The 24692-nt window shown below is 61.3% G+C and carries 25 protein-coding genes and 1 tRNA gene; 11 read left to right on the top strand and 15 right to left on the bottom strand.

The window, feature by feature from the left end; all coding sequences use genetic code 11:
• Positions 1 to 74 precede the first annotated feature (74 nt).
• From AC07VS_RS17015 to AC07VS_RS16990, 6 genes are all read left to right on the top strand, one after another.
• Complete coding sequence (locus AC07VS_RS17015; RefSeq protein WP_492345214.1) at positions 75 to 641, top strand: RNA polymerase sigma factor; 567 nt, start codon at positions 75 to 77, stop codon at positions 639 to 641.
• Positions 638 to 1087 (top strand): DUF3619 family protein, encoded by a 450-nt coding sequence (locus AC07VS_RS17010; protein WP_492345213.1) that lies wholly within the window; start codon positions 638 to 640, stop codon positions 1085 to 1087. Before AC07VS_RS17015 ends, AC07VS_RS17010 begins: the two co-directional genes overlap by 4 nt.
• 95 nt (positions 1088 to 1182) lie before the next feature.
• Positions 1183 to 1857 (top strand): DUF3106 domain-containing protein, encoded by a 675-nt coding sequence (locus AC07VS_RS17005; RefSeq protein ID WP_494751551.1) that lies wholly within the window; start codon positions 1183 to 1185, stop codon positions 1855 to 1857.
• Between the two features lie 17 nt (positions 1858 to 1874).
• A complete protein-coding gene (locus tag AC07VS_RS17000; protein WP_494751550.1) occupies positions 1875 to 2408 on the top strand; it encodes an RDD family protein in 534 nt (177 codons plus the stop codon).
• 48 nt (positions 2409 to 2456) lie between these two features.
• Positions 2457 to 2888: a diacylglycerol kinase gene (locus AC07VS_RS16995; protein WP_494751549.1), complete on the top strand. Its 432-nt coding sequence runs from the start codon at positions 2457 to 2459 to the stop codon at positions 2886 to 2888.
• Positions 2885 to 3475, top strand: a complete 591-nt coding sequence (locus AC07VS_RS16990; protein ID WP_492345209.1) for an LOG family protein — start codon at positions 2885 to 2887, stop codon at positions 3473 to 3475. Before AC07VS_RS16995 ends, AC07VS_RS16990 begins: the two co-directional genes overlap by 4 nt.
• 100 nt (positions 3476 to 3575) lie before the next feature.
• Here the strand turns inward: AC07VS_RS16990 and AC07VS_RS16985 are convergent, their stop codons facing one another.
• Positions 3576 to 3914 carry a P-II family nitrogen regulator gene (locus AC07VS_RS16985; protein WP_019575320.1) on the bottom strand — a complete coding sequence of 113 codons (339 nt, stop codon included), beginning with the start codon at positions 3912 to 3914 and terminating at the stop codon, positions 3576 to 3578.
• 62 nt (positions 3915 to 3976) lie between these two features.
• On the bottom strand, positions 3977 to 5650 hold the full coding sequence (locus AC07VS_RS16980; RefSeq protein WP_494751548.1) for an NAD+ synthase: 1674 nt from the start codon (positions 5648 to 5650) through the stop codon (positions 3977 to 3979).
• A gap of 85 nt (positions 5651 to 5735) precedes the next feature.
• On the opposite strand from AC07VS_RS16980, the gene AC07VS_RS16975 reads away from it, so the two are divergent.
• Complete coding sequence (locus tag AC07VS_RS16975) at positions 5736 to 6902, top strand: GNAT family N-acetyltransferase (RefSeq protein WP_494751617.1); 1167 nt, start codon at positions 5736 to 5738, stop codon at positions 6900 to 6902.
• A gap of 41 nt (positions 6903 to 6943) precedes the next feature.
• On the opposite strand, the gene AC07VS_RS16970 is transcribed toward AC07VS_RS16975, so the two are convergent.
• Both AC07VS_RS16970 and ppa read right to left on the bottom strand, forming a co-directional pair.
• The gene (locus tag AC07VS_RS16970; RefSeq protein ID WP_492345207.1) at positions 6944 to 8716 is read right to left on the bottom strand and encodes a methyl-accepting chemotaxis protein; all 1773 of its coding nucleotides are present in this window, start codon (positions 8714 to 8716) and stop codon (positions 6944 to 6946) included.
• 270 nt (positions 8717 to 8986) lie between these two features.
• On the bottom strand, positions 8987 to 9520 hold the full coding sequence (gene ppa, locus AC07VS_RS16965; protein WP_492345206.1) for an inorganic diphosphatase: 534 nt from the start codon (positions 9518 to 9520) through the stop codon (positions 8987 to 8989).
• 237 nt (positions 9521 to 9757) lie between these two features.
• On the opposite strand from ppa, the gene AC07VS_RS16960 reads away from it, so the two are divergent.
• Entirely contained in the window at positions 9758 to 11818 is a 2061-nt protein-coding gene (locus AC07VS_RS16960; RefSeq protein WP_494751547.1) for a sodium-translocating pyrophosphatase, read from the top strand.
• Positions 11819 to 11945: 127 nt separating this feature from the next.
• Positions 11946 to 12022: transfer RNA gene (locus AC07VS_RS16955), tRNA-Pro, on the top strand.
• Positions 12023 to 12816: 794 nt separating this feature from the next.
• Here AC07VS_RS16955 and AC07VS_RS16950 read toward each other — a convergent pair.
• Complete coding sequence (locus AC07VS_RS16950) at positions 12817 to 13329, bottom strand: hypothetical protein (RefSeq protein ID WP_494751546.1); 513 nt, start codon at positions 13327 to 13329, stop codon at positions 12817 to 12819.
• 53 nt (positions 13330 to 13382) lie between these two features.
• Between AC07VS_RS16950 and AC07VS_RS16945 the strand changes: the two genes are divergently transcribed.
• The gene (locus tag AC07VS_RS16945) at positions 13383 to 14528 is read left to right on the top strand and encodes a hypothetical protein (protein ID WP_494751545.1); all 1146 of its coding nucleotides are present in this window, start codon (positions 13383 to 13385) and stop codon (positions 14526 to 14528) included.
• Positions 14529 to 14913: 385 nt separating this feature from the next.
• Here AC07VS_RS16945 and AC07VS_RS16940 read toward each other — a convergent pair whose 3' ends face one another.
• From AC07VS_RS16940 to AC07VS_RS16900, 9 genes are all read right to left on the bottom strand, one after another.
• Entirely contained in the window at positions 14914 to 15780 is an 867-nt protein-coding gene (locus tag AC07VS_RS16940; protein ID WP_494751544.1) for a hypothetical protein, read from the bottom strand.
• A complete protein-coding gene (locus AC07VS_RS16935) occupies positions 15761 to 16006 on the bottom strand; it encodes a hypothetical protein (protein ID WP_494751543.1) in 246 nt (81 codons plus the stop codon). The genes AC07VS_RS16940 and AC07VS_RS16935 overlap by 20 nt, the downstream gene beginning before the upstream one ends.
• Positions 16003 to 16209: a hypothetical protein gene (locus AC07VS_RS16930; protein ID WP_494751542.1), complete on the bottom strand. Its 207-nt coding sequence runs from the start codon at positions 16207 to 16209 to the stop codon at positions 16003 to 16005. The genes AC07VS_RS16935 and AC07VS_RS16930 overlap by 4 nt, the downstream gene beginning before the upstream one ends.
• A 20-nt stretch (positions 16210 to 16229) precedes the next feature.
• A complete protein-coding gene (locus AC07VS_RS16925; protein WP_494751541.1) occupies positions 16230 to 16415 on the bottom strand; it encodes a helix-turn-helix transcriptional regulator in 186 nt (61 codons plus the stop codon).
• Positions 16416 to 16802: 387 nt separating this feature from the next.
• Positions 16803 to 16994, bottom strand: a complete 192-nt coding sequence (locus AC07VS_RS16920; protein ID WP_494751540.1) for a hypothetical protein — start codon at positions 16992 to 16994, stop codon at positions 16803 to 16805.
• A 68-nt stretch (positions 16995 to 17062) separates the two neighbouring features.
• Positions 17063 to 18373, bottom strand: coding sequence for a tyrosine-type recombinase/integrase (locus AC07VS_RS16915; RefSeq protein ID WP_494751539.1), 1311 nt, complete (start codon positions 18371 to 18373; stop codon positions 17063 to 17065).
• Positions 18374 to 18828: 455 nt separating this feature from the next.
• On the bottom strand, positions 18829 to 19767 hold the full coding sequence (locus AC07VS_RS16910) for a Bug family tripartite tricarboxylate transporter substrate binding protein (protein ID WP_494751616.1): 939 nt from the start codon (positions 19765 to 19767) through the stop codon (positions 18829 to 18831).
• A 150-nt stretch (positions 19768 to 19917) separates the two neighbouring features.
• Entirely contained in the window at positions 19918 to 20784 is an 867-nt protein-coding gene (locus AC07VS_RS16905; RefSeq protein WP_494751538.1) for an isocitrate lyase/PEP mutase family protein, read from the bottom strand.
• Positions 20785 to 20843: 59 nt separating this feature from the next.
• Complete coding sequence (locus tag AC07VS_RS16900; protein WP_494751537.1) at positions 20844 to 21827, bottom strand: tripartite tricarboxylate transporter substrate binding protein; 984 nt, start codon at positions 21825 to 21827, stop codon at positions 20844 to 20846.
• Positions 21828 to 21992: 165 nt separating this feature from the next.
• Here AC07VS_RS16900 and prpR point away from each other — a divergent pair, with 165 nt between their 5' ends.
• Positions 21993 to 23873, top strand: a complete 1881-nt coding sequence (gene prpR, locus AC07VS_RS16895) for a propionate catabolism operon regulatory protein PrpR (RefSeq protein ID WP_494751536.1) — start codon at positions 21993 to 21995, stop codon at positions 23871 to 23873.
• Positions 23874 to 23940: 67 nt separating this feature from the next.
• On the opposite strand, the gene AC07VS_RS16890 is transcribed toward prpR, so the two are convergent.
• Positions 23941 to 24534 carry a bactofilin family protein gene (locus AC07VS_RS16890; protein ID WP_494751535.1) on the bottom strand — a complete coding sequence of 198 codons (594 nt, stop codon included), beginning with the start codon at positions 24532 to 24534 and terminating at the stop codon, positions 23941 to 23943.
• Positions 24535 to 24692: the final 158 nt, after the last annotated feature.

Genomic DNA, 24692 nt, shown 5'->3' with positions numbered 1-24692 from the left:
TTCGCGCCTGCCTTGGCGATGATTCTGCCGCCAACGCACATCAACCCCGCAAAGCTGCACACGTCAGAGCCCATTTGGCCACCGAACAAGAACTGTCGGATTTCCTCAGGGAGGTCGAGAAGCGAGCCTTCAAGCGCTCCCTGTACCATGTCCGCAATGAAGAAGCGGCACTGGACATCGTTCAAGATGCCATGCTGAAGCTCGCGGAGCATTACGGCGACAAGCCTCCCAACGAGCTTCCCATGCTCTTCCAGCGCATCCTCTCCAATTGCACGCTGGATTGGTTTCGCCGACAAAAGACACGCAATGCCCTGTTCTCAAGCCTGAGCGACTTCGAGGGCGCCGGCGATGACGGGGATTTCGATCTTCTGGAAACTTTCCGAGGCAGTGACCCCTCTGAGCAAACGGAAAGCGCAGAAGACACGACTCGCCGGGCTCAGATTTTGCATGCGATCGAAAAAGAGATTCAGGACCTGCCCGCTCGTCAACGAGAAGCGTTCCTGATGCGTTACTGGGAGGAAATGGACGTTGCCGAAACGGCAGCAGCCATGGGCTGCTCCGAAGGCAGCGTCAAGACACATTGCTCCAGAGCCGTCCAGGCTCTGGGACGGGCCTTGAAGGCAAAGGGACTACAACCATGAACAAGACGCTTCAATACAACCCTTCTCGACTGGCAGCAGAGGATCTCTTCGGCCAAAAGGTTGCACAACGCCTGGACGCGGCATCCCAAGACCTGCCTTACGACATTTCCGAACGCTTGCGCGCCGCCCGGATGCAAGCCCTTGCCAAGCGCAAAGTGGTGGCCGTTCGCACCACGGCGCCAGCTGTGGCCAGCGCGGGCAATGGGGTTGCCACCCTGAATTTCGGTGGCGAAAGCTTCGGCATCTGGGGACGCCTGGCCTCTGCCCTGCCCCTGATTGCACTGATTGCAGGCTTGTTTGTCATTCAGGTCGTCCAGGACGAAGACCACACCAACGAATTGGCCGAAGTCGACACCGCACTGCTGACGGATGATCTGCCTCCGCAAGCTTATGCAGATCCCGGCTTCGCTCAATTTCTGAAGGCGCGGGCCAGCGAAGAACATTGATCTCTGCTTGTATGCTCCTGGCGCCACGGCACTCTTTTTCCATCGCCCGCCAACTCGCGGTCGTATCGGCATGCATCGTTGCCCTGAGTGCCCCGATGGCTGTTGTGCGCGCCACAGAGGTTGCCGCGGGCGCGACCGAAGAGCCCCACCCCGACATCAATACGCCCCCTCTCGGTGCATCCTCGGTTCCACAAACGGTCGACCCTGAAAAGCACAAGGTCGCCCCCGTCAAACCCAGCCCCAAGCGCCCAGTGCTGAATCAGCGCCCCATGTGGGCGGATCTCACGCACGCGCAGCAAGAAGCCCTGGAGCCCCTGTCGGCACGCTGGGACACCCTGGGCGAAGCCCACAAACGCAAGTGGATCGCGCTATCCCACAACTTCAAAAGCCTTTCTCCCGAAGAACAGGAGAAGCTGCACAGCCGCATGGCCGAATGGGTCGGCTTGACAGTACAGGAGCGCGTCCAGGCCCGTCTGAACTTTGCGCAGACCAAGAAGCTGGCACCCGAAGAAAAACGAGCCCAATGGGAGGCCTACCAAGCCCTGACGGATGAAGAACGCAAGGAACTGGCGATTCATGCCCCCGTCCATCCAATGGGCGCCGCAACACCGATCAGGCCCGTACCTGCCAGAAAATTGGCCATGATCCCTGTTTCAAAATCCACCTTGCGCAGTACAGGCAAAATTGAAACTGGCCCGCACCATGTGGACATGCACACGTTGCTCCCCACTCCCTCTGGCGCAACCGCGACCAGCAGCACCGGGCGTTGACTTCAACCAAACGCACAATGCCCTCCATCGGTTCCACCGTACAACCAACACCTGACAGCCCCTCCAAGCTCGACGCGCCAAGCCTGAAGCGCCGCATGGCCTGCTGGTTGTATGAGGGCATGTTGATGTTTGGCGTGGTCTTTATCTCGGGCTACCTGTTCAGCACGCTCAGCCAGACACGCAACGCGATGGACAACCGCCATGGTTTGCAAGCCTTTTTGTTTGTGATCTTTGGGATCTATTTCGCCTGGTTTTGGGCCAAAGGCCAGACACTGGCCATGAAGACCTGGAACATTCGGGTCGTGGATCGGCAGGGCCGGCCCATCACGCAGGCACGCGCCCTGCTTCGCTACATCCTCAGCTGGATCTGGTTCTTGCCGCCACTGGGCGCCTCGGCCACGCTGGGATTGAGTGGCGCGGAGACCGCCGTGATCATCGGCGGCTGGGTCGCCGTCTGGGCCATCTTGAGCCGTTTTCAACCTGAAGGCCAGTTCTGGCATGACGTGCTGGCCGGCACTCGGCTGATTCACTCCCAGCCCCTGAGCCGCTGAACACACATTGTCATCAGAGTCTGCATGGCCCGGACGCACAATAGCCTGATGTCTTCACCGCCCAGTTCTTCCGGCCAACCTGCTTCCTCGCCAGCAGCCGACTCGAGCAACCCTCAAAAGGCCCGCCGCGGACTCAGCCGGATTTGGCACGCCACCGGCTACTCACTGGAAGGCTTGCGGGCGGGCTGGTCCGAAACGGCATTCCGGCAGGAAGCCATCGCCGCCACCCTGCTCGTGCCACTGGCCTGTTGGCTGGGACAGAATTGGGTGGAATCGGCTTTGCTGGCCGGTAGCGTCGTCGCCGTGCTGGTTGTCGAGTTGCTCAACACCGGCATTGAAACGGCCATGGACCGAATCGGCCCGGAATGGAATCACCTCTCCAAACGCGCCAAAGACATGGGCAGTGCCGCTGTTCTGCTCAGCCTGCTGACCTGCATTGCCTTTTGGGGCGCAGCCCTCTGGAAACACTTCTCACCATGACACCTGCATTTTCGCTTGCCGTCTACTGCGGCTCCCGCATGGGACAAACTCCTGCATTCGCTGCCTGCGCCCAGGCCGTTGGCCACTGGATTGGCAGCCGTGGAGGGCAATTGGTGTATGGCGGGGGCAACAATGGGCTCATGGGCCAGGTGGCCAATGCCACGCAGGATGCAGGAGGCCGGGTGGTCGGCGTGATTCCGACATCATTGGTCGAACTCGAATTTGCCAACAAGCGCTGCGATGAACTCCACATCGTGGACAACATGCACCAGCGCAAGGCCATGATGGCCGAACGGGCAAACGCCTTTCTGGCGCTCCCCGGGGGCATCGGCACCTTTGAGGAGTTGTTCGAGGTCTGGACCTGGCGTCAATTGGGCTATCACAACAAGCCCATCGGCATTCTGAACCTGGACGGCTACTACGACGAGATGCTGGCGTTTCTGACCAGCGGTGTCCGACACGGTTTCATGAGCGAGTGGCAGATGTCCCTGATCGAAACCAGCGGCGACCTGAACACGCTGCTGCCCAAGCTGGTCGAAACGGCGGGCCTGAGCCAGCAGCGCGACGATCTGGCCCAGCAGATCTAAGACCGCAAGACGCATTTGCCCATGAAAACGGCCCGGGAACACCGGGCCGAATCGAGAAATTTCCAAGGTGTTTTCAGAAACACCTGGAGCGCAAGGTCACTCAGACCGCAGATTCGTCCTGCTCGCCGGTGCGGATGCGAACCACGCGCTCCACAGCGGTGATGAAGATCTTGCCATCACCGATCTTGCCCGTGCGGGCCACACGGACAATGGCGTCCACGCAGCGCTCGACGTCATCCCCCTTGACGACCACTTCGATTTTCACCTTGGGCAGGAAATCCACCACGTACTCAGCGCCGCGATAAAGCTCGGTATGGCCCTTTTGGCGACCAAAGCCCTTGACCTCGGTCACGGTCAAGCCGGTCACACCGCATTCGGCCAAGGCTTCACGCACCTCTTCCAACTTGAAGGGCTTGATGATGGCTGTGATTTGTTTCATGGATTCTCCTGTGTTCATGTTTTGTGGATTCGTCGCCTGGGCATCGCCCCGGCCATCAGGACTCATGCCCTGAAATGACTGGTGATAGGGTAACGCCAATCCTTGCCGAAACTTCGGTGGGTCACGCGAATGCCCACGGGTGACTGGCGCCGCTTGTACTCGTTGATCTTGATCAGGCGCGTCACACGCTCCACATCGGCACGCTCAAAACCGGCCGATACCAAGCTGTCGATTGACTCGTCATTTTCCATGTAGCGCTCGATGATGGCATCCAACACCTCATAGGGCGGCAGACTGTCCTGGTCCTTCTGGTCAGGCCGCAACTCCGCACTGGGCGGGCGCGTGATGATGCGCTCCGGAATCGGGTCGCGCCCCGTGCCATAGGGGTCGTGCGCATTGCGCCATCGCGCCAGCTCAAACACCAGCGTCTTGGCCACGTCCTTGATCACCGCAAAGCCCCCGGCCATATCGCCGTACAGCGTGCAGTAGCCTGTGGCCATCTCACTCTTGTTGCCGGTGGTCAGCACAATGGAGCCAAACTTGTTGGACAGGGCCATCAACAAAGTGCCACGGATTCGCGCCTGGATGTTCTCCTCGGTGGTGTCTTCCGCCAGGCCGGCAAATTCGGCCTTCAGCGAGGCCTTGAACGCCTCGAACTCAGGCACGATCGAGATTTCGTCGTACCGAACGCCCAAGCGCTTGGCCATGTCACGCGCATCAATCCAGGAGATATCGGCCGTATAAGGCGACGGCATCATCACCGCTCGCACCTTGTCCGGCCCCAGCGCATCCACGGCAATGGCCAGAACCAGCGCCGAATCAATGCCCCCTGAAAGCCCCAGCAGCACCCCGGGGAAGCGGTTCTTGCCGATGTAATCACGCACGCCCGTGACCAGTGCCTCCCAAAGCTCTTCCAGGTCGGAGGGCATCGGCGCCAATGGTTCGGCAGGCGCCTGCCAAGTCAAGCCATCGCCACCGCGCTGAAGCGTCAGGGGCAGCAGGCGCTCACGAAAACTCGGGGCCTGGGCCATGCGCGAACCGTCGGCCTGCAAAGCAAACGACGAGCCATCAAACACCACCTCATCCTGCCCGCCCACCAAGTGGGCATAAACCAGGGGCAACTTCACGGCACGCGCACACTCCGCCATGCGGGCCATGCGTTCGACCGACTTTCCAACGTGAAAAGGGGATGCATTGATCACAGCCAGCACCTCGGCACCCGCCTCCAGGCTGGTGCGGGCAGGCGCCTCAAACCACGCATCTTCGCAAATCAGCAGCCCCACCCGTACACCCTGCACCTCGAATACACAGGGCCGATCGCCGGGGGTGAAATATCGCCGCTCGTCAAACACCTGGTAGTTGGGCAGCTCCCGCTTGGCATATGTGGCCCGCACCTGCCCCTCGCTGAGCACACTGGCCGCATTGAAGCGGTGCGACACAGACACGGAGCGCGCCCGCTCATGGTCACCCGCGGGGTGGCCCACCACCACACAAAGCCCCTTTAACCCGGCCAGAGCCTCGGCCACTTGTTTCACGGCATCATCGCAAGCGGCCATGAAAGCGGGCCGTAGGTACAGGTCTTCGGCCGCGTACCCGCAGATGGACAACTCTGGCGTCAACACCAGCCGAGCCCCCTGCGCATAGGCCTGCTGGGCTGCATCGATGATCTTGCGCGCATTGCCGGGCATGTCACCGACGACGAAATTGAGCTGAACGACGCAGATTTGAAGAGTCATGAGAACAAAGGTGGCGGTGATGGCAGAGCGTGACGACCAGACCGGTAACCGGGGGCTTGAGCCAACGCCCGGGGCCAGCGGGGCCATGCCCATGAATGAAAAAGATTATCTCATCCGGGTCATGGACTCGCTGGCAGAGATGCCGCAAGCCCCTTGGAATCAATTGCTGGCCCAACAAGCCCATGCCACGCCCTTCATGCGGCATGAATACCTGCTTGCGCTGGAACGCAGTGGCAGTGCAAGCCCCCGCACGGGTTGGACACCGGAGGTGATCACGTTGTGGGAAGGCGCTGCGTTGCAAGCGGCCTGCGTGGTCTACCTCAAGACCCACTCCTACGGCGAATACGTCTTTGACTGGGCGTGGGCCAATGCGTATCAGCAGCATGGTCTGGCCTATTACCCCAAGGCCGTGGTGGCCGTGCCCTTCACCCCGGTGCCCGGAACCCGGCTGTTGGCCAGCAGCCCCGTTTGGCGCCAGAGGCTTCTGGAAACCGTCTTGGCCCATTGTCAGAACAGGGGTCTTTCCTCATTGCACCTGCTCTTTGGCAGTCAGGAGGATGTACAGACCAGCGACGCGCTGGGCCTGATGACCCGCCATACCCTGCAGTTTCACTGGGCCAACCAGAACTACCGCGACTTTGAGCATTTTCTGGGACAGCTCAACCAGGAAAAGCGAAAAAAAATCCGGCAGGAACGGCGCAAGGTCCAGACCGAGGGCGTGGTTTTCAGATCCGCACGGGGCACAGCCATCAGCCCAACCGATTGGGATTTTTTTTACCGCTGCTACGAACGCACCTATCTGGAGCACGGCAATGCCCCCTACCTGACGCCCGAATTCTTCCAGCAGCAGGCCACACACCAAGCCGAGAGCTGGTTGATGTTCATCGCCGAACGACAAGGCCAACCCATTGCCGCAAGCCTCATCGCCCTGCTGGATGCGGAAGACGGCAAACGGACAGCCTACGGGCGCTATTGGGGGGCTTTGGAGCGCGTGGATTGCCTGCACTTTGAGGCCTGCTACTACCAGCCACTGCAGTGGTGCATCGAACACGGCTTTGACAGCTTCGAAGGTGGCGCCCAAGGCGAACACAAGATGGCCCGGGCCCTTTTGCCCACCGACACCCCTAGCACCCATTGGTTGGCTCACCCGGCGTTTGCCGAGGCGGTACAGAACTTTCTTGAGCGCGAAGGGGCTGGCATGGAAAACTACCTGCAAGACCTGCAACGGCACACCCCCTTCAAGGCGCCGTGAAGCCAGGGGCACCGACCGGGGGTGGGTGCCCGCTTGTCAGATCAGAAGGTTTCCCAGTCGTCCTCCGCCCCGGCCTTGGGCGGCGCTGCAGGCGCGCGGGAACCAGGTGCCCCCAGGCTCGGTGTCGACGGGGCCGGCTTCTTGGCCTGCGTCACCCGCTGAGGGGCTGGTGCCGGACGCGGGGCCGCGACGGCCTTGGGTGCCACCGATGAGCGAACAGGCGCTGCCACCGGCTTGCCGGACGCCACGGCTGCACTCGCGTAACCATCCCCCGCCAACTTGAACACCGCCACGGCACGAACCAGTTCCTGGGCCTGCGAAGTCAAGGCGCCAGCGGCGGCGGCCGACTGCTCCACCAGGGCCGCATTCTGCTGCGTGGCCTGATCCATCTGAGTCACGGCCTCGCTCACTTGCGACACCCCCGCACTCTGCTCGGAACTCGCGGCACTGATCTCGCCCATGATGTCGGTCACACGGCGAATCGACCCCACCACCTCGCTCATGGTGGTGCCCGCACGATCAACCAGCGCCGTCCCCTGCTCCACCCGCTCAACACTGGCACTGATCAGGCTCTTGATTTCCTTCGCTGCCTCGGCACTGCGCTGCGCCAGGCTGCGCACCTCGCCAGCCACCACGGCAAAACCACGGCCTTGCTCGCCAGCACGGGCTGCCTCAACCGCTGCATTGAGCGCCAGGATGTTGGTCTGAAAGGCAATCCCGTCGATCACACCGATGATGTCGGCGATCTTGCGTGAGCTTTCATTGATGCCCTTCATGGTGTCCACCACCTCGGCGACCACTTCACCCCCTTGGGTGGCCACGGTGGATGCGTTCAGGGCCAACTGGTTGGCCGCGCGGGCATTGTCGGCATTCTGGCGAACGGTGGAACCCAGCTCCTCCATGGAGGCTGCGGTCTCCTCCAGGGCCGAGGCCTGCTGCTCTGTTCGAGCCGACAGGTCGTTGTTGCCCTGAGCGATCTCCATGCTGGCATTGGCAACGCCGTCTGCGCCGCGCCGGACACCCGACACCACCTGCGACAACGAGTCACGCATGTCCTCCAGCGCGTGCAACAGGTCGCCCACCTCGTCACGGCCCTTGGCGGCAATCGCAAACGCCAGGTTGCCGGCTGAAATCTGCTTGGCGGCCTGCACGGCCTCAGCCAGCGGCGCCGTGATCAAGCGGGTGATCACCCACCCCAGCACAGAAGCCGCCACGACAACAAAGACCAGCACGGCAATCAACAAGCCACGTGAGGCAGAAAACGAGGCCTCAGCCTCGGCGCTGGCACGGCGTGCACCCTCACCATTGAGCTGTGCCAGCTTGTCGATGGCATCGACCATGGACACAAAAGCCGTTTCGGACTCGCCCTCGAAATACTGCACAGTGGCGGCCATGTTGCCAGCGTTGGCAAAATTGCTCAGCCGTGTCTGGGTGCCCCAAAAGGCGTCTCGCTGAACCTTGTATTGATTGAAAAGCTCGGTCTCGCGGCCCGGCGTGACCATGGCGCTGTACCGCGACTCGTGCTTGGCAAACAAGGCCTTCAACTCAGCGGCATTCTTGGCCTGTACTTCCAGATCATGCGGGGACGAGGCCGAGGCCATCCGGCCCTCGGCCCGACGCATGCGGTTGAGCGCAATCCGCATGTCGCCAAGCGACTCGATGCTGGGCAGCCAGTTGCCCGCGATGTCCTGGGTGTTGGCATTGATGTGCGAGAGCTGCGTCAGCGCCACGGCACCCAAAAGCAAGGTGCTGAGCACCAGCACGAAAAACGATGCGCCCAGTTTGTAACCGATACGCCAATTGTTGAAGCCCATACTTTCCTCACGCGGTCAGGTGATCAAACACAGATCGCTTCCACCTACGACCCCCGCCTGTTTGTCAATTTTTATCAATTCAGGCTTGCCGATTTTCCTCGAAACAAGGGGATATTGAATTCAAAAACACCATTTTTTTACACCTGGAAACCCGCACATCCGGGTGTCGAATCGGGCAAATTCAAGCCACCAACAAAAATGCCCGTCACCAATGGCAACGGGCATATTTAGGCCACGCCCAGGGGCGCCGCCGCAGTGAGCTCAAAAGACTCAGTCTTGCTTGGCGAAATTGGCCATGCCGTCCAGGATCTCCTGCTTGGCGGCATCAACGCCTTCCCAACCCAGCACCTTGACCCACTTGCCGGGTTCCAGGTCCTTGTAGTGCTCGAAGAAATGCGCGATCTGCTTCAGACGCAGCGGATTGATGTCTTCAGGCTTTTGCCAGTGGGTGTAGATCGGCAGGATCTTGTCGGTAGGAACCGCCAGCACCTTGCCATCCACGCCGCCTTCGTCTTCCATCTTCAGGATCCCGATCGGACGGCAGGTCACCACCACGCCCGGAATCAGCGGAAAGGGTGTGATCACCAGCACATCCACCGGATCGCCATCACCGCTGATGGTCTGCGGCACGTAGCCGTAGTTGGTCGGGTAATGCATGGCGGTGCCCATGAAGCGGTCCACGAAGATCGCGCCAGATTCCTTGTCCACTTCGTACTTGATCGGATCCGCGTTCATCGGAATTTCGATGATCACGTTGAATGCGTCGGGAGCCTTGTCGCCTGGTTTGACTTTGTCGAGAGCCATGTTGTTTCGGTCTTGGTTAGGGTTGATCGAACGGATCGGGCCGTTGGCCGGCCGGATTAGGACTGATTTTACTTTCGCGAGCCTTGCGTGATGCAGCGCAGCAGACGTTTTTCGGTTTCCGCCGTATATTGAAGCGTTGGCCAATCGCTGCCCCAGGGGCGCTGCGAGGAAGCAACGCAGCGGAGACACTCCCGGTGCGTTGTGTCTCTTCCAAGCGTATTCACCAAGGAGAACAGCATGACAAACCATCCTGCGCTGATCCTCGCGCTGGCTTGCGGTGCCATCGCCGTGGCCTACGGCTTCTGGGCCCGAAGCTGGATTCTGGCCAAAGACGCCGGCAACGCGCGCATGCAGGAGATCGCAGCCGCCATCCAATCAGGCGCCGCAGCCTATCTGGCCCGTCAATACAAGACCATTGCCCTGGTCGGGCTGGTTCTGGCCGTGCTCATCGGCCTGTTTCTCGACCCCGCCTCGGCCATCGGCTTCGTGATCGGCGCCGTTCTGTCCGGGGCCTGCGGCTTCATCGGCATGAACATCTCGGTGCGCGCCAACGTGCGCACGGCCCAGGCCGCCACGCACGGCATCGGGCCCGCGCTCGATGTGGCCTTTCGCGGCGGGGCCATCACAGGAATGCTGGTGGTGGGCCTGGGTTTGCTGGGCGTCAGCGGCTTTTACCTCTACCTGCTGAGCGGCGCCGCACCAGACTCCCCTTTGGCCCAGCAACTCAACCCACTGATCGGCTTTGCCTTTGGTTCATCTTTGATCTCGATCTTTGCCCGGCTTGGCGGCGGCATCTTCACCAAAGGCGCCGACGTGGGGGCGGATCTGGTGGGCAAAGTGGAGGCCGGCATTCCAGAAGATGACCCACGCAACCCCGCCGTGATCGCCGACAACGTGGGCGACAACGTGGGCGACTGCGCCGGCATGGCGGCTGATCTGTTCGAGACCTACGCGGTCACCCTGATCGCCACCATGATGCTCGGCGCCTTGATGGTGACGCATGGCACGACCCAAGCGGTGCTCTATCCACTGGCACTGGGTGCCGTGTCCATCATCGCGTCGATCATCGGATGCTTCTTTGTCAAAGCCTCACCCGGCATGAAAAACGTGATGCCTGCTCTGTACAAGGGGCTGGCGGTCGCAGGGGTGCTGTCGCTGGTGGCCTTTTATGGGGTGACCACCTGGCTGGTTTCCGACGATGCCATCACGGCCACGGGCAGCCAGATGCGCTTGTTTGGTGCCTGTGCGGTTGGCCTGGTGCTGACCGCGGCGCTCGTCTGGGTCACCGAGTATTACACCGGCACCCAGTACCCACCGGTTCAGCATGTGGCCCAGGCCTCCACCACCGGACACGCCACCAACATCATCGCGGGCATCGGGGTCTCCATGCGTTCCACGGCCTGGCCCGTGATTTTTGTCTGTGCCGCCATCCTGGCCGCCTATGCGCTCGCGGGCCTGTTCGGCATCGCCGTGGCCGCCACCTCGATGCTCAGCATGGCGGGCATTGTGGTGGCACTTGACGCCTATGGCCCCATCACCGACAACGCAGGCGGCATTGCCGAAATGGCCGAACTGCCCTCCTCCGTCCGAGACGTCACCGATCCACTCGACGCCGTGGGCAACACCACCAAAGCCGTGACCAAGGGCTATGCCATCGGATCTGCCGGCCTGGCCTCGCTGGTGCTGTTTGCCGACTACACCCACAAACTACAGAGCTTTGGCCAGAACATCAGTTTTGATCTGTCCGACCCGCTGGTGATCGTGGGCCTGTTCATTGGCGGCATGATCCCCTACCTGTTCGGCGCCATGGCCATGGAAGCCGTGGGCCGGGCGGCGGGCGCCGTCGTCGAAGAGGTGCGGCGTCAGTTCCGGGACATCAAGGGCATCATGGACGGCTCGGGTCGCCCTGAATATGGGCGCGCCGTCGACATGCTGACCACGGCCGCCATCCGTGAAATGATGATTCCGTCCCTGCTGCCCGTGGTCACCCCCGTGCTGGTCGGCCTGATCCTGGGCCCCAAGGCCCTCGGCGGGCTGCTGATGGGCACCATCGTCACCGGACTGTTCGTGGCCATTTCGATGTGTACCGGCGGGGGGGCCTGGGACAACGCCAAAAAATACATCGAAGACGGCCACCACGGCGGCAAGGGCTCTGACGCCCACAAGGCCGCCGTCACCGGCGATACGGTCGGCGACCCCTACAAGGACACCGCGGGTCCGGCCGTCAACCCCTTGATCAAGATCATCAACATCGTGGCCTTGCTGATCGTGCCTCTGGTGGTCCGCCTGCACAGCTGACTCCCCTCATCGGCCCACAAACCAAGGCAGCTTTTTCATCAAAGTACAGAATGGCGGCTGCTTTTGTTTGGATTCTTGCCTCAAAGAGATCAAATAGCCTCAAAAGTCAGGCTACAATCACGTCAGTCGGAGCGTAGCGCAGCCTGGTAGCGCATCTGCTTTGGGAGCAGAGGGTCGCGAGTTCGAATCCCGCCGCTCCGACCATTTTTATTCAATGAAATCAACGGGTTACAGAATTGATGCTGTAACCCGTTTTTCTTTGTGCCGCCATCTGTGACACTTTTCGTGACACTTTTTCAGATGCTTGGTGCCGGCGCTCAAGACTCCAATGCCCAGGCGCAGGACTCTAAAAGTTGAGTCTCCTATAAGGCCTTTTTGGGAAATTTCCCGATTGATGACTGGTGTCCCATCAATAGTCGACTGTTTTTCTAGGACTTCGCTGTTTTGCATGGGGGCTCCGACAAGCCTGTATCGATGGGCCAAGCGACCGACTTCGCCCTCCCATACGTGGCGTTGAAAGCACCATGAATTGGGTTTCACAATATGAAATTTGATGTGTGTAGCCCAGAATGCCGAATGCACCAGCAAAGCCGCTCCAGTGTTGGATTTCGGGGCCTTGGACCTGAGCGATTTGTGCCCACGTTGGATAGGGGCTGAAAGTTTCGGAAAACTTTCGGTTGGTGCCGTGGCGAATTACCGGAATGCCGATGTAATTCGTGCGCGTGAATGGATGCGTAAAGCGCCCGCGATCTGAGTCACGACCGGCTGCTTTGGGCCCGAGCGGACGGTCGGAATGGAGTAAAGCAAACGCTCAAAGTTTGTGCTGTGCCGCGCCGCCGGTTAATGTTCAGCAGGTTGATTGCGAGGTGTTCTCCATCAACAGTAAATGGCTTCAGATGACACCCCGGAACGAAATTCAGGTTCATATTTGTCGCCATATTGCATAGCTGAGGTTGATATCGGACTTGCCCCGGCTTAAGAAATTGAGCTATCCCTGCTCATTGGTATCCGCCGAATGCTACGGTGAATGTTTTGTAGCCAACGACTGGGGCGACAGCTTGATGCAATCTCACTGCAAGCGGATCAACCAAAGACCAGAGCGGAAAATGCTTTATCCCAGTCTTTATGTACCGAAGGCCGTGCTGGTGGTTTAGATTAACCAGCATCCACATGGCATCCACATCGTTTGGATGTTGTTTGAAAACTTCAAGCAATCCCAGTTCCTTTGCTTTGCGGTAACAGGCATGCAGATCGTGGCCGTACTTCTTCGCGGCAATTTCCCGCACAGTCAGACCTTGATGACGCAGGTACGACTTAAGTGTGAGCTCGATACCATGATGCGCCAAGAAGTAGGCCGGGATAGGCGATATCTGGCTGCCGGGGTGGCTATCAGCGTAGCCTCCATCGACAAGCCGAGCCGCTTCGATGTACTCGTATGCGTATCGTGCCAGACCGATTGCGGTTGTCCGCTCCTCATCAGTCAATCCTGAAACTTCAATCGCCTTGTTCATGATCCTGCCTCCATGCCTTTGATTCTGCTCTATCCAGTAGACTCGTAGTCACTATGGCTGAAACCCACGACGAAATCCTTGCACGCCTGGGCGGCCCTGCCTTGCTGCAATGGCACCGGCGATTCGGCATCGACACCACTGTCGAGGAGTACATCGCTAAATATAAGGCTCAGGTAAGTCGCGGGGTGGCCTTCACCAAAGCCGTCTACCTCGACACCAACTACTGGGTTTGGCTACGGGATGCAGAAATTGGGAAAGGAACTGCCGCTGGCGTTGCACTGCTTAGCCGCCTGCGCTCGCTCGTCGCCGCCCGTAAGATTGTCTGTGTTAGCCATTTAACTTCAATGCTGGAAATAGCCAAGCAGCTTGAGAATAGTGCCCGAGTGAGCACCGCACTTGTGGACGAACTTACTGAGCGTGTTGCACTCGCACCGACAGCAGAATTGGACGCGCTGGAGATCGGGAACTACATTCGTTCTAAATGTGGCTCAATACGGCCTAGCCCGCCACTGCAGTGGAGTTGCCTGGGTCAGATCGTCCATTCAAATATCTCAGGTGACAAGGTCTTTCCTGAGAGTCTAGGCAATGACCATCGTCAGGCGATCCTCAAGTGCACCGCCGACGCCCTGTGGAATCAGGGCTTCTCCGAGATATTTGAGGCCTTCAACTGGGACACGAAGAACCGCCTACAGGCAGACTTGAATGCGGATACTCTGGCCAAGGTCGAGGAGCGAAAGAGGACAAGGCCTCACAATGGAAATTTGAAGAGGACCCGCGAATTCGAGTTTAAAGGTGTAATGATGAAACAAATCGATCTATTCGAATTGGAGTTGCTGAAAGTTCAAGGGTCGATTGGGGCGGCAGCACTTGGTGCGAAATTGCCTTTGGCGGTACGGGGCCTGCTGCTGCAAGCTGTAGCCGATTATCGGAAGGGATCCCTTGGCACACACCTGCCTGGGTTCGTCATTCGCACCGAGTTGTACTCGGCGTACGAATGCGATCCTGCCCACACAATATCCACTAATGACTGGCAGGATTGGCAGCACGCGTCGGCGGCATTGCCGTACTGCGATCTTTTCCTCACTGAGCGGCGTCTGGCGCATCAGTTGACCAATATGCTGAGCCTAGACACCAAGTATCAGTGTCGTGTAATTGGAGCGGACATCGAGGGGGCTCTCGCCGCGTTGGACGTACTCTGACAGATGTGAGTTCCCAGATGGAGGATGCCCGTCTGCTTTCTGGAGGGCTCTTGTGTGACCGGTGTTGGCCGACTGCCGAACTTCGAGGCTGACCGCTGACGGCCGATACCGGAAATCGTATCAGGGACAGTGACGGTATCAAGGAAGTGGGTTGTGAGTCCTGACGATTAAGGTCTAAGGGTGAGACGGAATCGGTTTTTGTCTCAGGCAGGGGGGTGAGACGGGAAAGTAAAACCCGTCTCACCCTCTGACTGATGGTTTTGTCTCAGCCTCTTGCGCGGGAAGGCCCGCGCCAGCATTGGCTTTTGGGCGGTCGGTGGCTGAGACAAAACGCCCCCGAACATAGTTCGGGAGCCCCTACCCCACATAACGTTTTGACGGTGGGTCACCCCCCTTTGACAGCCCTCGTTCGCGGGACTGACCGGCAGAGGTCGCGGACCTTTGACCAGTCCCGCGCAACGGTGCTGCGGCGAAGAGTCGCGGCATCGGGCCGAAGGGCCAAAAGCTCAGCCGTTCGGGTAGGCTTCCCTCCCGCCAGATGACCGGCTTGCCAGACTGCGTGACGCCTGTCAACGGTCGCGCCCCTTTCGGCTTCGCAGCGCAGGTCCTTGACGTGGGCCTGTGCCACGATCAGCTTACGGGCCTCAGCTTCGTGCCGCCACATCCACCGAGACAACTTGCCAATGCCGATGCTTTGGACGAAGCAAAGCTCGGCCTGCTGGTCAGGCGTCAGCGCCAGCGCCTGGACAAGTTGCCCAGGCGGTCGGCGTCCATCGTGATGCAGAAACTTGAGTGCGGGCCAGAATGTCTTCGCGTTGAAAACGCCTTCGGCGCGTTCCCATGCCGGCGTGTGCTTCGGCCAGCGTTGGACGATCCATTGCACGTCAAGCGCAAGTGCCAGCAGGTCGGCGGATTGATCCCACCACCAGGGCGACGGGTCATCACGAGGGCCACAGTACCACCGGGTGCGACGCCAGACCGGGGCAATGCCACGCCGGCAGAGTTCTGCCCCAAGCGCCAGCGCGTCGTCAATGCTTGCCGCGGACATCTCGGGCGGACGCTCGCCCCGCCCGATGGTCGCCCCGCCCGTGAGCAGGTCACGCCGGGTCACTTTGGCGTTGAGGTGCAGCAGCAGCCTGTCAGTCGATGCAGCAGCAAGAACCTTCGAGAGCCGGTCAGACCGGCTCTCAAGTTCGGCTTGCTGGCGCTGGCAGTCGATGACGATTGACGCGTCAGTGGACTGCTGCTGCATGGGTGGCCTCGTCCCGCTCTTCGACCCAGACGCAGCACGCACTGGGCTCAAGAAGGTTTTCGAGCAGCCAGATCGGCTGGCCGCATCGGGTGCCGAAGTGCAACAGGCCGCTGGTCAAGTCGAAGGTTTGCAGGATTTTGGACTCGGCGCGGGTCTGGTCGAAGGTGGCGAGATCGGTGATGTAGAACCCGGAGACGCTGCTGGCGTTGATGACGTCAACCCTCATGCTTGGCCCTCTTCCATGACGCTCTTTGCAATAGCTTGAGCGCGGGCTTTGCGGCGCTCGATGCGCGCTGTCGTGCTCGCATCGCGGAGGCGCTCCTGAGCCTCTTGGAACGCGGCGCGCTCTTCCGGTGTTGGGTAGGCGTTATCGGGGCCGAGAAGGTTGTCCAGGGCCGCGCAAAGGTCTTGATTGGGGGCAGTGGTCATGTGAATGTCTGTCCTCCGGTTCAAGCTGCGGCGCGTTGGGCGATCCAGGCGTCCAGGACGTCAGAGGGCCATGCCACGGCGCGAAGGCCGATCTTGCGAGGGGCGGGGAACAAGCCAAGCTTGGCGAGTCGATAGATGGAAGATCGAGACAGGCCGGCGAGTGCGCAGGCTTCGCGCAGGCGGATGAGGCGGGATTGGTTGCTCATGAATGGAGCCTTTCAGGTGATGACAGACGTCCCCAGCGGCCGACTTGCTGCTGAGGTCCTTTGCCGTACCCGTCTTGCGATGCGGGTGTCATCACTCTGGGCAGTGACGAATCACTGCCCGCTTTTCCGTCCACTTTGAATAGCGGTGATTCAAAGGCGGGTAGGCGTTCACACGGTCGATACCGTGGGCTCCTGTTCATGCGAGGTTGAGTGAAGCCGAAGCCCCAGGACAACCCGAGCCAATGCGCAGCCGGCGCCACGCACACCTCAAGTCTCCTTCGCGTTGTTTCGCGAGGCGGAAATTATAAGTCAGCGCTTACTGAATTTGCAAGTCTTTTTTGATCCCAGGTTAAGCCTGGGCAGTTCGGGACTGACCAGGTCGTCCGATCACTGCGCCAGCACGACCACCTGCACGGCGTCGGGGGCGAAGTCATCCGCGATGGTCAGGACGTTTTCGCCCTCGGCGTTGACCACAGCATTGACGGTCCAGCGGGCTCCGACATGGGCGGAGCCGTGATGGTGGGCGGCTTGGTCGGTGATGAGGTCGGCGTGTTGGGCTGCGGTGATGACTTGAGACACGAAAAGGGCTTTCTCTCTGGTGGTTTGTGGTTGGCGGCTTGAACCCGCCGCCCTGGTGGGTGTTTTGATCAGGCGGCGCGAGGCTGCAGGGTGACGACGTTGGATTCCGGGGCCGTCAGCAGCGCCAGCCGGTCGCCCAGGAGTTGCCAAGCCTGACGCTGCTCTGCCTCATAGCTGGCACGTTGGTAGATTCTGACGAGCTTGTTCTCCTCGATGTGATTCAGGCAGCGCTCAACAACGTGCGGTTGAACCCCAAGCTCAGCCATCAGCGTTGCGGACGTTCTGCGGAGGTCATGGGCCGTCCAACGCCCCCCAGACAGGGCCAGAGCGTCGGTATGCGGGCTGCGACGCTTGAGCGGCTCCAGGGATCCACGCTGGCGCTCGCCGATGGCCTTTGACAGGCTGGCAGACAGGGCAGGCTTGTCCTGCTCATCGGCGCCGGCACGTGGAGACGGCAGCAGCCATGCACTACCGTGAGCCACGGCCCGGCTGTGAAATTGCTTGAAGACGCAGAGGGCAAAGTCGGACAGACTGACAGCGTGTTGCCTCTTGTTCTTTGAATCGTAAGCGGGGATGGTCCAGACGCCCCGGTCCAGGTCAACGCTTGTGAGCTTGGCCTTGAAGAGTTCGCCGATCCGCGCACTGGTCGCCAGCAGCGCCAGCACCGCCAACTGCGACTGCTCCGACAGATGGGCATGAGGCAGCTTTTCGATCAGTGCGCGAACCTCAGATTGCGAGAGGGCACGGTCCCGTTCGGTCGGCTTGTGAAGCCGACCCTTGCGCAGGCCTGCAGTTGGGTCGGCCTCCATCAGATCGTGCTCGATGGCGAAACCGAACATCTGGCGCAGACCGGCAAGGACCACAACGACAAGCCGGCCATTTCCACCCCGTGCTTGCACCTGCTCAACGATGCCGGAAATATGGGACTTCCGAACCTCCTCCGCCGGCAGACCTCCAATCCGGCCCAGCACGTCCTTTTCAAATATACGCCGCACCTCCTTGCCTCCGTCCTTTCGTTTGGAAGCCTCTTGACGAAACCACCTCTCAAAAAGCTCACGGACTGTCAAGCGTGCTGCTTGCGCTGCCTTTGCGGCCTTGCGCTCGGCTTCCAGGCGCTGGCGCTCTTCGACTGGATCAATGCCGCTCCGGCGCTGAGCCTTGAGCTTCACGGCCTCGGCGCGGGCCTCGGCAAGGCTCAGCGTGGGGTATGTGCCCAGGTCATGCCAACGTTGAGTGCCGGCCTCGTTCTTGTACCTGAAGAGCCAGACTTTGGAACCGCCAGGGGTGACGCGCAGGTACAGGCTGCCGCCATCGGAGAGGAATAAATCCTTGCCTTCGGGCTTGGCGGTCTTGACGGCGCGGTCTGTGAGCTTGGACATTTGATTCCCCTGGTGCTGTGACACTTGCCGTGACACTTTTTGCTGAGCTTGAGCAGCATTTTATGGGATCAAATGAGACGGAATTTCAGGATCACACCAATCAAATCAACAGCTTACAAACCAATCCAAAACCAATTGACACCTCTTTGGAAATGAATAAGGGTGCTTTGGGAGCAGAGGGTCGCGAGTTCGAATCCCGCCGCTCCGACCATTGGCTTGTACAAAGGCCGCCAGCTAGAAATAGTTGGCGGCCTTTTCCATTTGCAAGTCAATATCCCGCACCGATGCGCAGCGCCGCGCCCCGAGCGCCACCCCGCGCACGAAAAACCGACACGCCGGCCCGAGCCCATCGAATGAGGGCGAAGAACTCAGAAGTACGTCACGGCACGATTCGAACGCGACGCCAAGCTCGCACGAGCAGCATTCCCAGCGGGGTCGCGACCTCACCGACCCCATCAATCAAGCCGAATATTGGCCGCCTTCACCACCTGACCGTAACGCGCCAAGTCACGCCGCATTTGTTCAACAAACTGATCCGGTGTGCCTGGACTGGCGTCGATGCCCATGGCCTGGAGCTTTTCCTTGACAACGGGGTCGTTCAGCACGGCCTGCAGCTCAGCGCTGAGCCGTTGCACGACGGGCACGGGCGTCCGGGCCGGGGCCAACAAGCCGACCCAGGAGGTGACGACAAAGTCTGGAACACCACTCTCGATGAAGGTCGGCACCTCTGGCATGGCGGCGCTGCGTTGTGCGCTGGACACGGCGATGGCCCTCAATTTGCCCGAGCGGACATGGCCATGGGCCCCAGCCACTGCGGTATAGACCAGCGGAATGCTGCCGCCCAGCACATCGGTCAAGGCCTGTCCGCCGCCTTTATAGGGCACGTGGGTCAGTCGGGCACCGGTGCGCTGAGCCAGCTGCTCACCGCCGATGTGGGGGGTGCCACCGGTCCCGGACGTACCGTAGGACAGACCTCCGGCCTGACTTTGCGACAGGGTGATCACCTCCTGCAAGGTCTTGGCGGGCAGGCCCGGATGGGCCACCAGAATCAGCGCCGCGTCGCCGATCTTGCCGATCGGCGCGAAGTCCCGAAGGGTGTCGAAGGGCACTTTGGCAAACACATGGGGATTGATCACCAGCGTGCCATCAAAGCCCAGCACCAGGGTGTAGCCATCGGGCGCAGCCTGGGCCACCTGGCTGGTGCCGATGTTGCCTGAGGCGCCGGGGCGGTTGTCGACCACCACCTGCTGCCCCAGGCGGCGCCCCAGGTACTCGGCAATCAAGCGGCCGCTGGTGTCGGTCACACCGCCGGGCGTGAAGGGCACCAGAAGGCGGATGGGCTTGTTCGGCCACGGCGTCTCCTGGGCCCCGGCCGGGGCCTGACCCAGAGCCATGGCCAGTGAAAGTGCCAGACTCCACGGACCCGCCCCGGACAGGGCGGCGCGAAGCCATGAATATCGAGTGCGCAAAGCGTGGAACATGTGAGGTCTCCTGTGCTGTTCTTGTGGGCTGGGGTTGTGGTCAGCGTCGACCTTCTGCGGCGTTCACTCGGCGTGGCGCTTGTCAAAGTCCCACACCTCCTGAAACCCCATCAGCTCGGTCAACTCGCCAAAGGGCATCAACGGCACGCCGGCCCCGGTGGACGAGCCCTGTTGACGGAGCCCCTGGTAGACAGTCTGCATGGCCTGGGTCGCCGCCAGCAAGGCGGTGACCGGAAAGATCGCCAGCTTGTAGCCGATCGATTCGAGATCCGCCTGGCTGAGCACAGGGGTGCGCCCCCCTTCAACCATGTTGGCCAGCAAGGGCTGGTGAAAGCTGCGGCCGATGGTGCGCATTTCCTCCTCGGTCTCCGGGGATTCGACGAACAGAATGTCGGCCCCTGCGCGGGCATAGGCTTCAGCCCTGCGCAGCGCCTCAGACAAGCCCAGGCTGGTGCGGGCATCGGTGCGGGCAATGATCAGGAAATCGGCAGACTGGCGGGCTTCGACGGCCACCCGGATCTTGCGCACCATGTCTTCCATGGGCACCACGCGGCGCCCGGGGGTGTGGCCGCATTTCTTGGGAAATTCCTGGTCCTCCAGCTGGATGCAGGCCGCGCCCGCGGCTTCATACCCCTGCACGGTGTGGCGCACATTGAGCAAGCCGCCATAGCCGGTGTCACCGTCTGCGATGAGGGGCGTGCGGGCCATGGTGGCCATGGCCCGCACACGCCCCTGCATGTCGCTGTAGGTGGCCAACCCAGCATCCGGCAGGCCCAGGTGGGAGGCCACGGTGCCGAAGCCCGTCATGTACAAGGCCTCGAAGCCGAAGCGGTCGGCCAGGCGCAGTGAGACCATGTCATAGACACCCGGTGCGATCACCAGGCCGGGTTGAGAGAGACGTTGCTTGAGTTGGGCGATCGAGGCGGCCATGGCTTGGGTTCCTAAAGAGTAGAAAAATGAATCAGAGGACATTGGTGCGATTCAGCCGTTCATTCAGGCTGGATGCCACCGCGCTGAGCCACCTGGGCCCATTTGCCGGTCTCGGCCTGCAGGAAGCGGGCGAACTCCTCAGGCAGCGTGAGCACCACCTGCGCACCTTGCGCCGTGAGCTGCTTTTGCAGCGCAGGGTCGGCCGTGATGCGCCGCAGGTCCGCATTGATCTGCGCGACCAGGGCCGCAGGCAGCCCGGCAGGCCCGAACAGACCATACCAACTCAGGGACTCGACCTGGGCATAGCCCAGTTCGCGGAAGGTCATCGCGTCCGGGAACAGGGGCATGCGCTCCGCTGCGGCCACCCCGATCACACGCAAACTGCCCGACTGAACATGGGGCAGCGCGGTCAGAACGCTGGTCACCCCCATGGGCAGATGCCCGCCAATGATGTCGACCATTATGGGGGCGCCGCCCTTGTAAGGCACCCCTTCGGTCTTCAGTTGGGCCGCTTGCCGCATCAACTCACCAGTCAGCCGGGTCTGCCCTTCCGAATAGCCGACTGCCATGGGTTCCTTGCGGGCGGCCTCGATCAGTTCGCGCAAGTCCTTGTAGGGGGCTTTGGCCGAGACCACGAGCACCATGGGCGAGTCAGCCAGGCGGGTGATGGGGGTGAAGGCACGGGGGGTGTCGTAAGGAAGCGCCTTCATCAGCACCGGATTGATGGCATGCGAGCCCACCACCATCAGCAGGGTCAGGCCATCTGGCGGCTGCTTGGCCACGTGCTGGGACCCGATGACCCCGTTGGCGCCAGAGCGGTTGTCCACCACCACCGAGACACCCCAATGCTCGGACAGCCGCTGGGCCACGATCCGGGCCACGATGTCAGTCCCGCCACCCGGCGAATAAGGGACCACGATGGTTACCGGCTTGGCAGGCCATCGCGGCGTCGGTCCTTGGGCCCGGGCCAGGCCAGACAGGCCGGCACCGGTGGCCAGCAGCAGGTTTCGGCGTCGCAAACCACGGGGCGTCATGGGTGTCATGGGTGTCTCCTTGTGTGTGTTCCCTGCCCACTGAATGCAGGCCCCGTGCCAACCCGAAGACGATCGCAAGTCCTTGTCACTGCTCGATTTTCTTGTTTTGTCGCGTGCGACTCATGTTTCATGAAACCTTAACGCAACAATCATGAAACATCACAAGGAGACGCCATGGCCCTGCCCCGCCTCTGCTTCCTGAGCTACCCTGCCATCCGCCAAGTGGCCCAGCCTGTGCTGGCCGAATACCGCCATCGAGCCGAAATCGAAGTGGTCGATGGCAGCTTTGATCGAACGCTGGATCTGGCGCGAGAGCGACTGGCCAGCGGCAGTGTGGACGTGTTTGTGAGTGCCGGCTCGAACGCCAGCCTGCTGCGACGCCACCTGCAAGCACCCGTGGCCACGATCCAGCTGACAGGCTTCGACATCCTGCAGGCACTGATCCAAGCCCGCGCCAGCACCGACCGAGTGGGCATCCTCACCTACGGCCAAACCATCCCGGAGCTGGAATCTGTGAAGACCTTGCTGAACATCGAGGTGCTCCAGCAGGCCTACAGGACACCGGAGGACGCCCGCCAGACGCTGGCCCTGTTCCGGGCCGAAGGCTGTCGGGTGGTGGTGGGATCGAGCCTGGTGCTCGAACTCGCGAACGAGCTGGGACTGACAGGCATCCTTGCCTATTCGCTGGACAGCATCCGGCAAGGCTTCGACAACGCGCTGGACCTGGCCCGGGTACGGCAACTGGAACGCGAACGTTATGCGCAGATTCATGGCGTGCTGCAAAACCTGCAGGATGCCGTGCTCGCGGTCGATCGCGAGGGTCGCCTGATCGCCGCCAACCCAGCCATGCTCCAGGCACTGGGCTGGCAATCCGCTCAGGCGCCCCAAGGGCGCCTGGACGACCTCTGGCCTGAACTGGGTTGGTCCGCCACGGCCCCCTTGCAGGCGCGCCAGAGCGTGCTGAACCTGCGCCAGCGTGACTGGGTCGCCAGTCTGATGCCCTGGGCCGACGGCGGCGAAGTGGTCGGCGCCACACTGACGCTGTACGCCGCCCAGGCCATCCACGAAGCGGACAACCGGCTGCGCATGCGCAAGCGTGAAGAACAAGGCACGGCCCGGCATCGCTTTGAAGACCTGATCGGTACCAGCCCTCCCTGGCTTCACGTGGTGGATGACGCACGCCGCTTCGCCCCCACCGACCTGCCGGTTCTGATCACCGGCGAAACCGGCACCGGCAAAGAGCTGATGGCACAGGCCATGCACAACGCCAGTCCGCGGGCTGCCCGCCCTTTTGTGGCCGTGAATTGTGCCGCCGTGCCCGAAGGGCTGCTGGAGAGCGAACTCTTCGGCCACGAAGACGGGGCCTTCACCGGCGCCCGGCGTGGCGGCCGACGCGGCCTGTTCGAAAGAGCCCACACCGGTACGCTGTTCCTGGACGAGATCGGTGACCTGCCCCTGCCACTGCAGAGCCGCCTGCTGCGGGTTCTGCAGGAGGGCGAGATCCAGCGCCTGGGGGCGACCGGCGCCATTCCCGTGGATGTCCGGGTTTTGGCAGCCACCCACCGCCCCTTGCAAGACTGGGTGACCGAAGGCCGCTTTCGTGCAGACCTGTTCTATCGCCTTGAAGTGCTGCGGCTGGAACTGCCCCCATTGCGTCAACGCAGCGCCGACCTGCCCCAGCTGGCCCATGCCCTGCTTGAGCGCAGCCTGCGCCAGCAGGGCCTGGCCTGGCCAGCTGCCGAGGTGCTGCACAGAGCCACGGCAGCACTGCTCAGCCATCGCTGGCCGGGCAATGTCCGGGAACTGGGCAACCTGATGGACAGAATTGCCGTGGCACTGCGGGGCACTGACAAGCTGGACACCGTGGACTGGGTCAGGCTGGACCGCCTGTGGCCGCCGCTGCCCGCCAGCGACCCGAAGGGTCGCACCGAGCAGGCAAGAAACGCCTTGCTCCACCATCAAGGCCGCCATCAAGACGCCGCACGGGCCTTGGGGGTGAGCCGGGCCACCCTGTGGCGGTGGCTCAAAGACCAAGAGCCACCGCCACAGGGCTGATGCCAGGGCCGGCCCCCAGCCTGTTCGCCCCTGGCAAGCCGCACGCCAGCGCGTGCCCGCGCCGCCTTCAGAGCACGGGGGCCGATTTGGGAACCGCGTCCGTGATCTGAGAGGCCAGGACCACATCGGCTTTTGGGCGGGCCAGGCCAGACGGCGCACCCAATCCGCACTCGATGTCACCACTCAACTGCCCGCCATCTTCCACAATCAGTTTGGCGTAACGGATTTTTCCGCTGACTTGGCCCGTGGCGTGGATGATCAGTTTGCCGCGCACATTGAGGCTGCCCTCAAAACGCCCTTTGATCTCGGCCAGATCGATGTCAGCCGCGCCCCGGAAAGACCCCTGCTCCGAAATCTGCATCAAGCGCGAGTCCATGGTGGCCTCCACCATGCCGTCGACGACCAGCGTGTCGCAATCGGTGATCTCAACGCCCTTGAGTTTGATGTTGGGCCCCACGGTGAGGCGACTGCCGCCTTCGGCAGGGGCGGGTTTGACCGTTGCCTCCACCGGGACAGATTGCGCGACCGGACTGGGAGCCCCCGTCTTGGAGGACTGCGAGGGCGCAAGGCCGGCACCGGGCTGAACCGATGCACCGGGCTGAACCCGGGAAGCCACGCCATCAGGATCGCGTTTGCCAAAGAAGTTAGGTTGAATCGCCATGGAATCTCCTGAAAGGGATTCATGCTAGGGAGCGTTGACGATACATTCCAACAAATGTGAGCAACAAAAGTAACCAGATACAAAAACAGCGGACGAGCCGATAAAGAAACACCGCTGATATTTATCAAACAACCCTTCAATCAACCCTTCAAACGAAT

The sequence above is a fragment of the Curvibacter sp. GW821-FHT01G03 genome (assembly GCF_059422285.1).
The sequence above is the reverse complement of the archived record's forward strand: the minus strand, read 5'-3'. Positions and strand labels throughout refer to the sequence as shown.

What these genes read in the sequence shown, in the direction of transcription:
- AC07VS_RS17005 (WP_494751551.1), top strand. Translation starts at nt 1,183, where the DNA reads ATGGCTGTTGTGCGCGCCACAGAGGTTGCCGCGGGCGCGACCGAAGAG.
- ppa (WP_492345206.1), bottom strand. Translation starts at nt 9,520, where the DNA reads ATGGCTCTCGACAAAGTCAAACCAGGCGACAAGGCTCCCGACGCATTC.
- AC07VS_RS16935 (WP_494751543.1), bottom strand. Translation starts at nt 16,006, where the DNA reads ATGAGGGTTGACGTCATCAACGCCAGCAGCGTCTCCGGGTTCTACATC.
- AC07VS_RS17010 (WP_492345213.1), top strand. Translation starts at nt 638, where the DNA reads ATGAACAAGACGCTTCAATACAACCCTTCTCGACTGGCAGCAGAGGAT.
- AC07VS_RS16950 (WP_494751546.1), bottom strand. Translation starts at nt 13,329, where the DNA reads ATGAACAAGGCGATTGAAGTTTCAGGATTGACTGATGAGGAGCGGACA.
- AC07VS_RS16990 (WP_492345209.1), top strand. Translation starts at nt 2,885, where the DNA reads ATGACACCTGCATTTTCGCTTGCCGTCTACTGCGGCTCCCGCATGGGA.
- AC07VS_RS16900 (WP_494751537.1), bottom strand. Translation starts at nt 21,827, where the DNA reads ATGACACCCATGACGCCCCGTGGTTTGCGACGCCGAAACCTGCTGCTG.
- AC07VS_RS16910 (WP_494751616.1), bottom strand. Translation starts at nt 19,767, where the DNA reads ATGGCTCTGGGTCAGGCCCCGGCCGGGGCCCAGGAGACGCCGTGGCCG.
- AC07VS_RS16995 (WP_494751549.1), top strand. Translation starts at nt 2,457, where the DNA reads ATGTCTTCACCGCCCAGTTCTTCCGGCCAACCTGCTTCCTCGCCAGCA.
- AC07VS_RS16960 (WP_494751547.1), top strand. Translation starts at nt 9,758, where the DNA reads ATGACAAACCATCCTGCGCTGATCCTCGCGCTGGCTTGCGGTGCCATC.
- AC07VS_RS16980 (WP_494751548.1), bottom strand. Translation starts at nt 5,650, where the DNA reads ATGACTCTTCAAATCTGCGTCGTTCAGCTCAATTTCGTCGTCGGTGAC.
- AC07VS_RS16930 (WP_494751542.1), bottom strand. Translation starts at nt 16,209, where the DNA reads ATGACCACTGCCCCCAATCAAGACCTTTGCGCGGCCCTGGACAACCTT.
- AC07VS_RS16925 (WP_494751541.1), bottom strand. Translation starts at nt 16,415, where the DNA reads ATGAGCAACCAATCCCGCCTCATCCGCCTGCGCGAAGCCTGCGCACTC.
- AC07VS_RS17000 (WP_494751550.1), top strand. Translation starts at nt 1,875, where the DNA reads ATGCCCTCCATCGGTTCCACCGTACAACCAACACCTGACAGCCCCTCC.
- AC07VS_RS16945 (WP_494751545.1), top strand. Translation starts at nt 13,383, where the DNA reads ATGGCTGAAACCCACGACGAAATCCTTGCACGCCTGGGCGGCCCTGCC.
- AC07VS_RS16940 (WP_494751544.1), bottom strand. Translation starts at nt 15,780, where the DNA reads ATGCAGCAGCAGTCCACTGACGCGTCAATCGTCATCGACTGCCAGCGC.
- AC07VS_RS16905 (WP_494751538.1), bottom strand. Translation starts at nt 20,784, where the DNA reads ATGGCCGCCTCGATCGCCCAACTCAAGCAACGTCTCTCTCAACCCGGC.
- AC07VS_RS16970 (WP_492345207.1), bottom strand. Translation starts at nt 8,716, where the DNA reads ATGGGCTTCAACAATTGGCGTATCGGTTACAAACTGGGCGCATCGTTT.
- AC07VS_RS16915 (WP_494751539.1), bottom strand. Translation starts at nt 18,373, where the DNA reads ATGTCCAAGCTCACAGACCGCGCCGTCAAGACCGCCAAGCCCGAAGGC.
- AC07VS_RS16985 (WP_019575320.1), bottom strand. Translation starts at nt 3,914, where the DNA reads ATGAAACAAATCACAGCCATCATCAAGCCCTTCAAGTTGGAAGAGGTG.
- AC07VS_RS16890 (WP_494751535.1), bottom strand. Translation starts at nt 24,534, where the DNA reads ATGGCGATTCAACCTAACTTCTTTGGCAAACGCGATCCTGATGGCGTG.
- AC07VS_RS16975 (WP_494751617.1), top strand. Translation starts at nt 5,736, where the DNA reads ATGCCCATGAATGAAAAAGATTATCTCATCCGGGTCATGGACTCGCTG.
- prpR (WP_494751536.1), top strand. Translation starts at nt 21,993, where the DNA reads ATGGCCCTGCCCCGCCTCTGCTTCCTGAGCTACCCTGCCATCCGCCAA.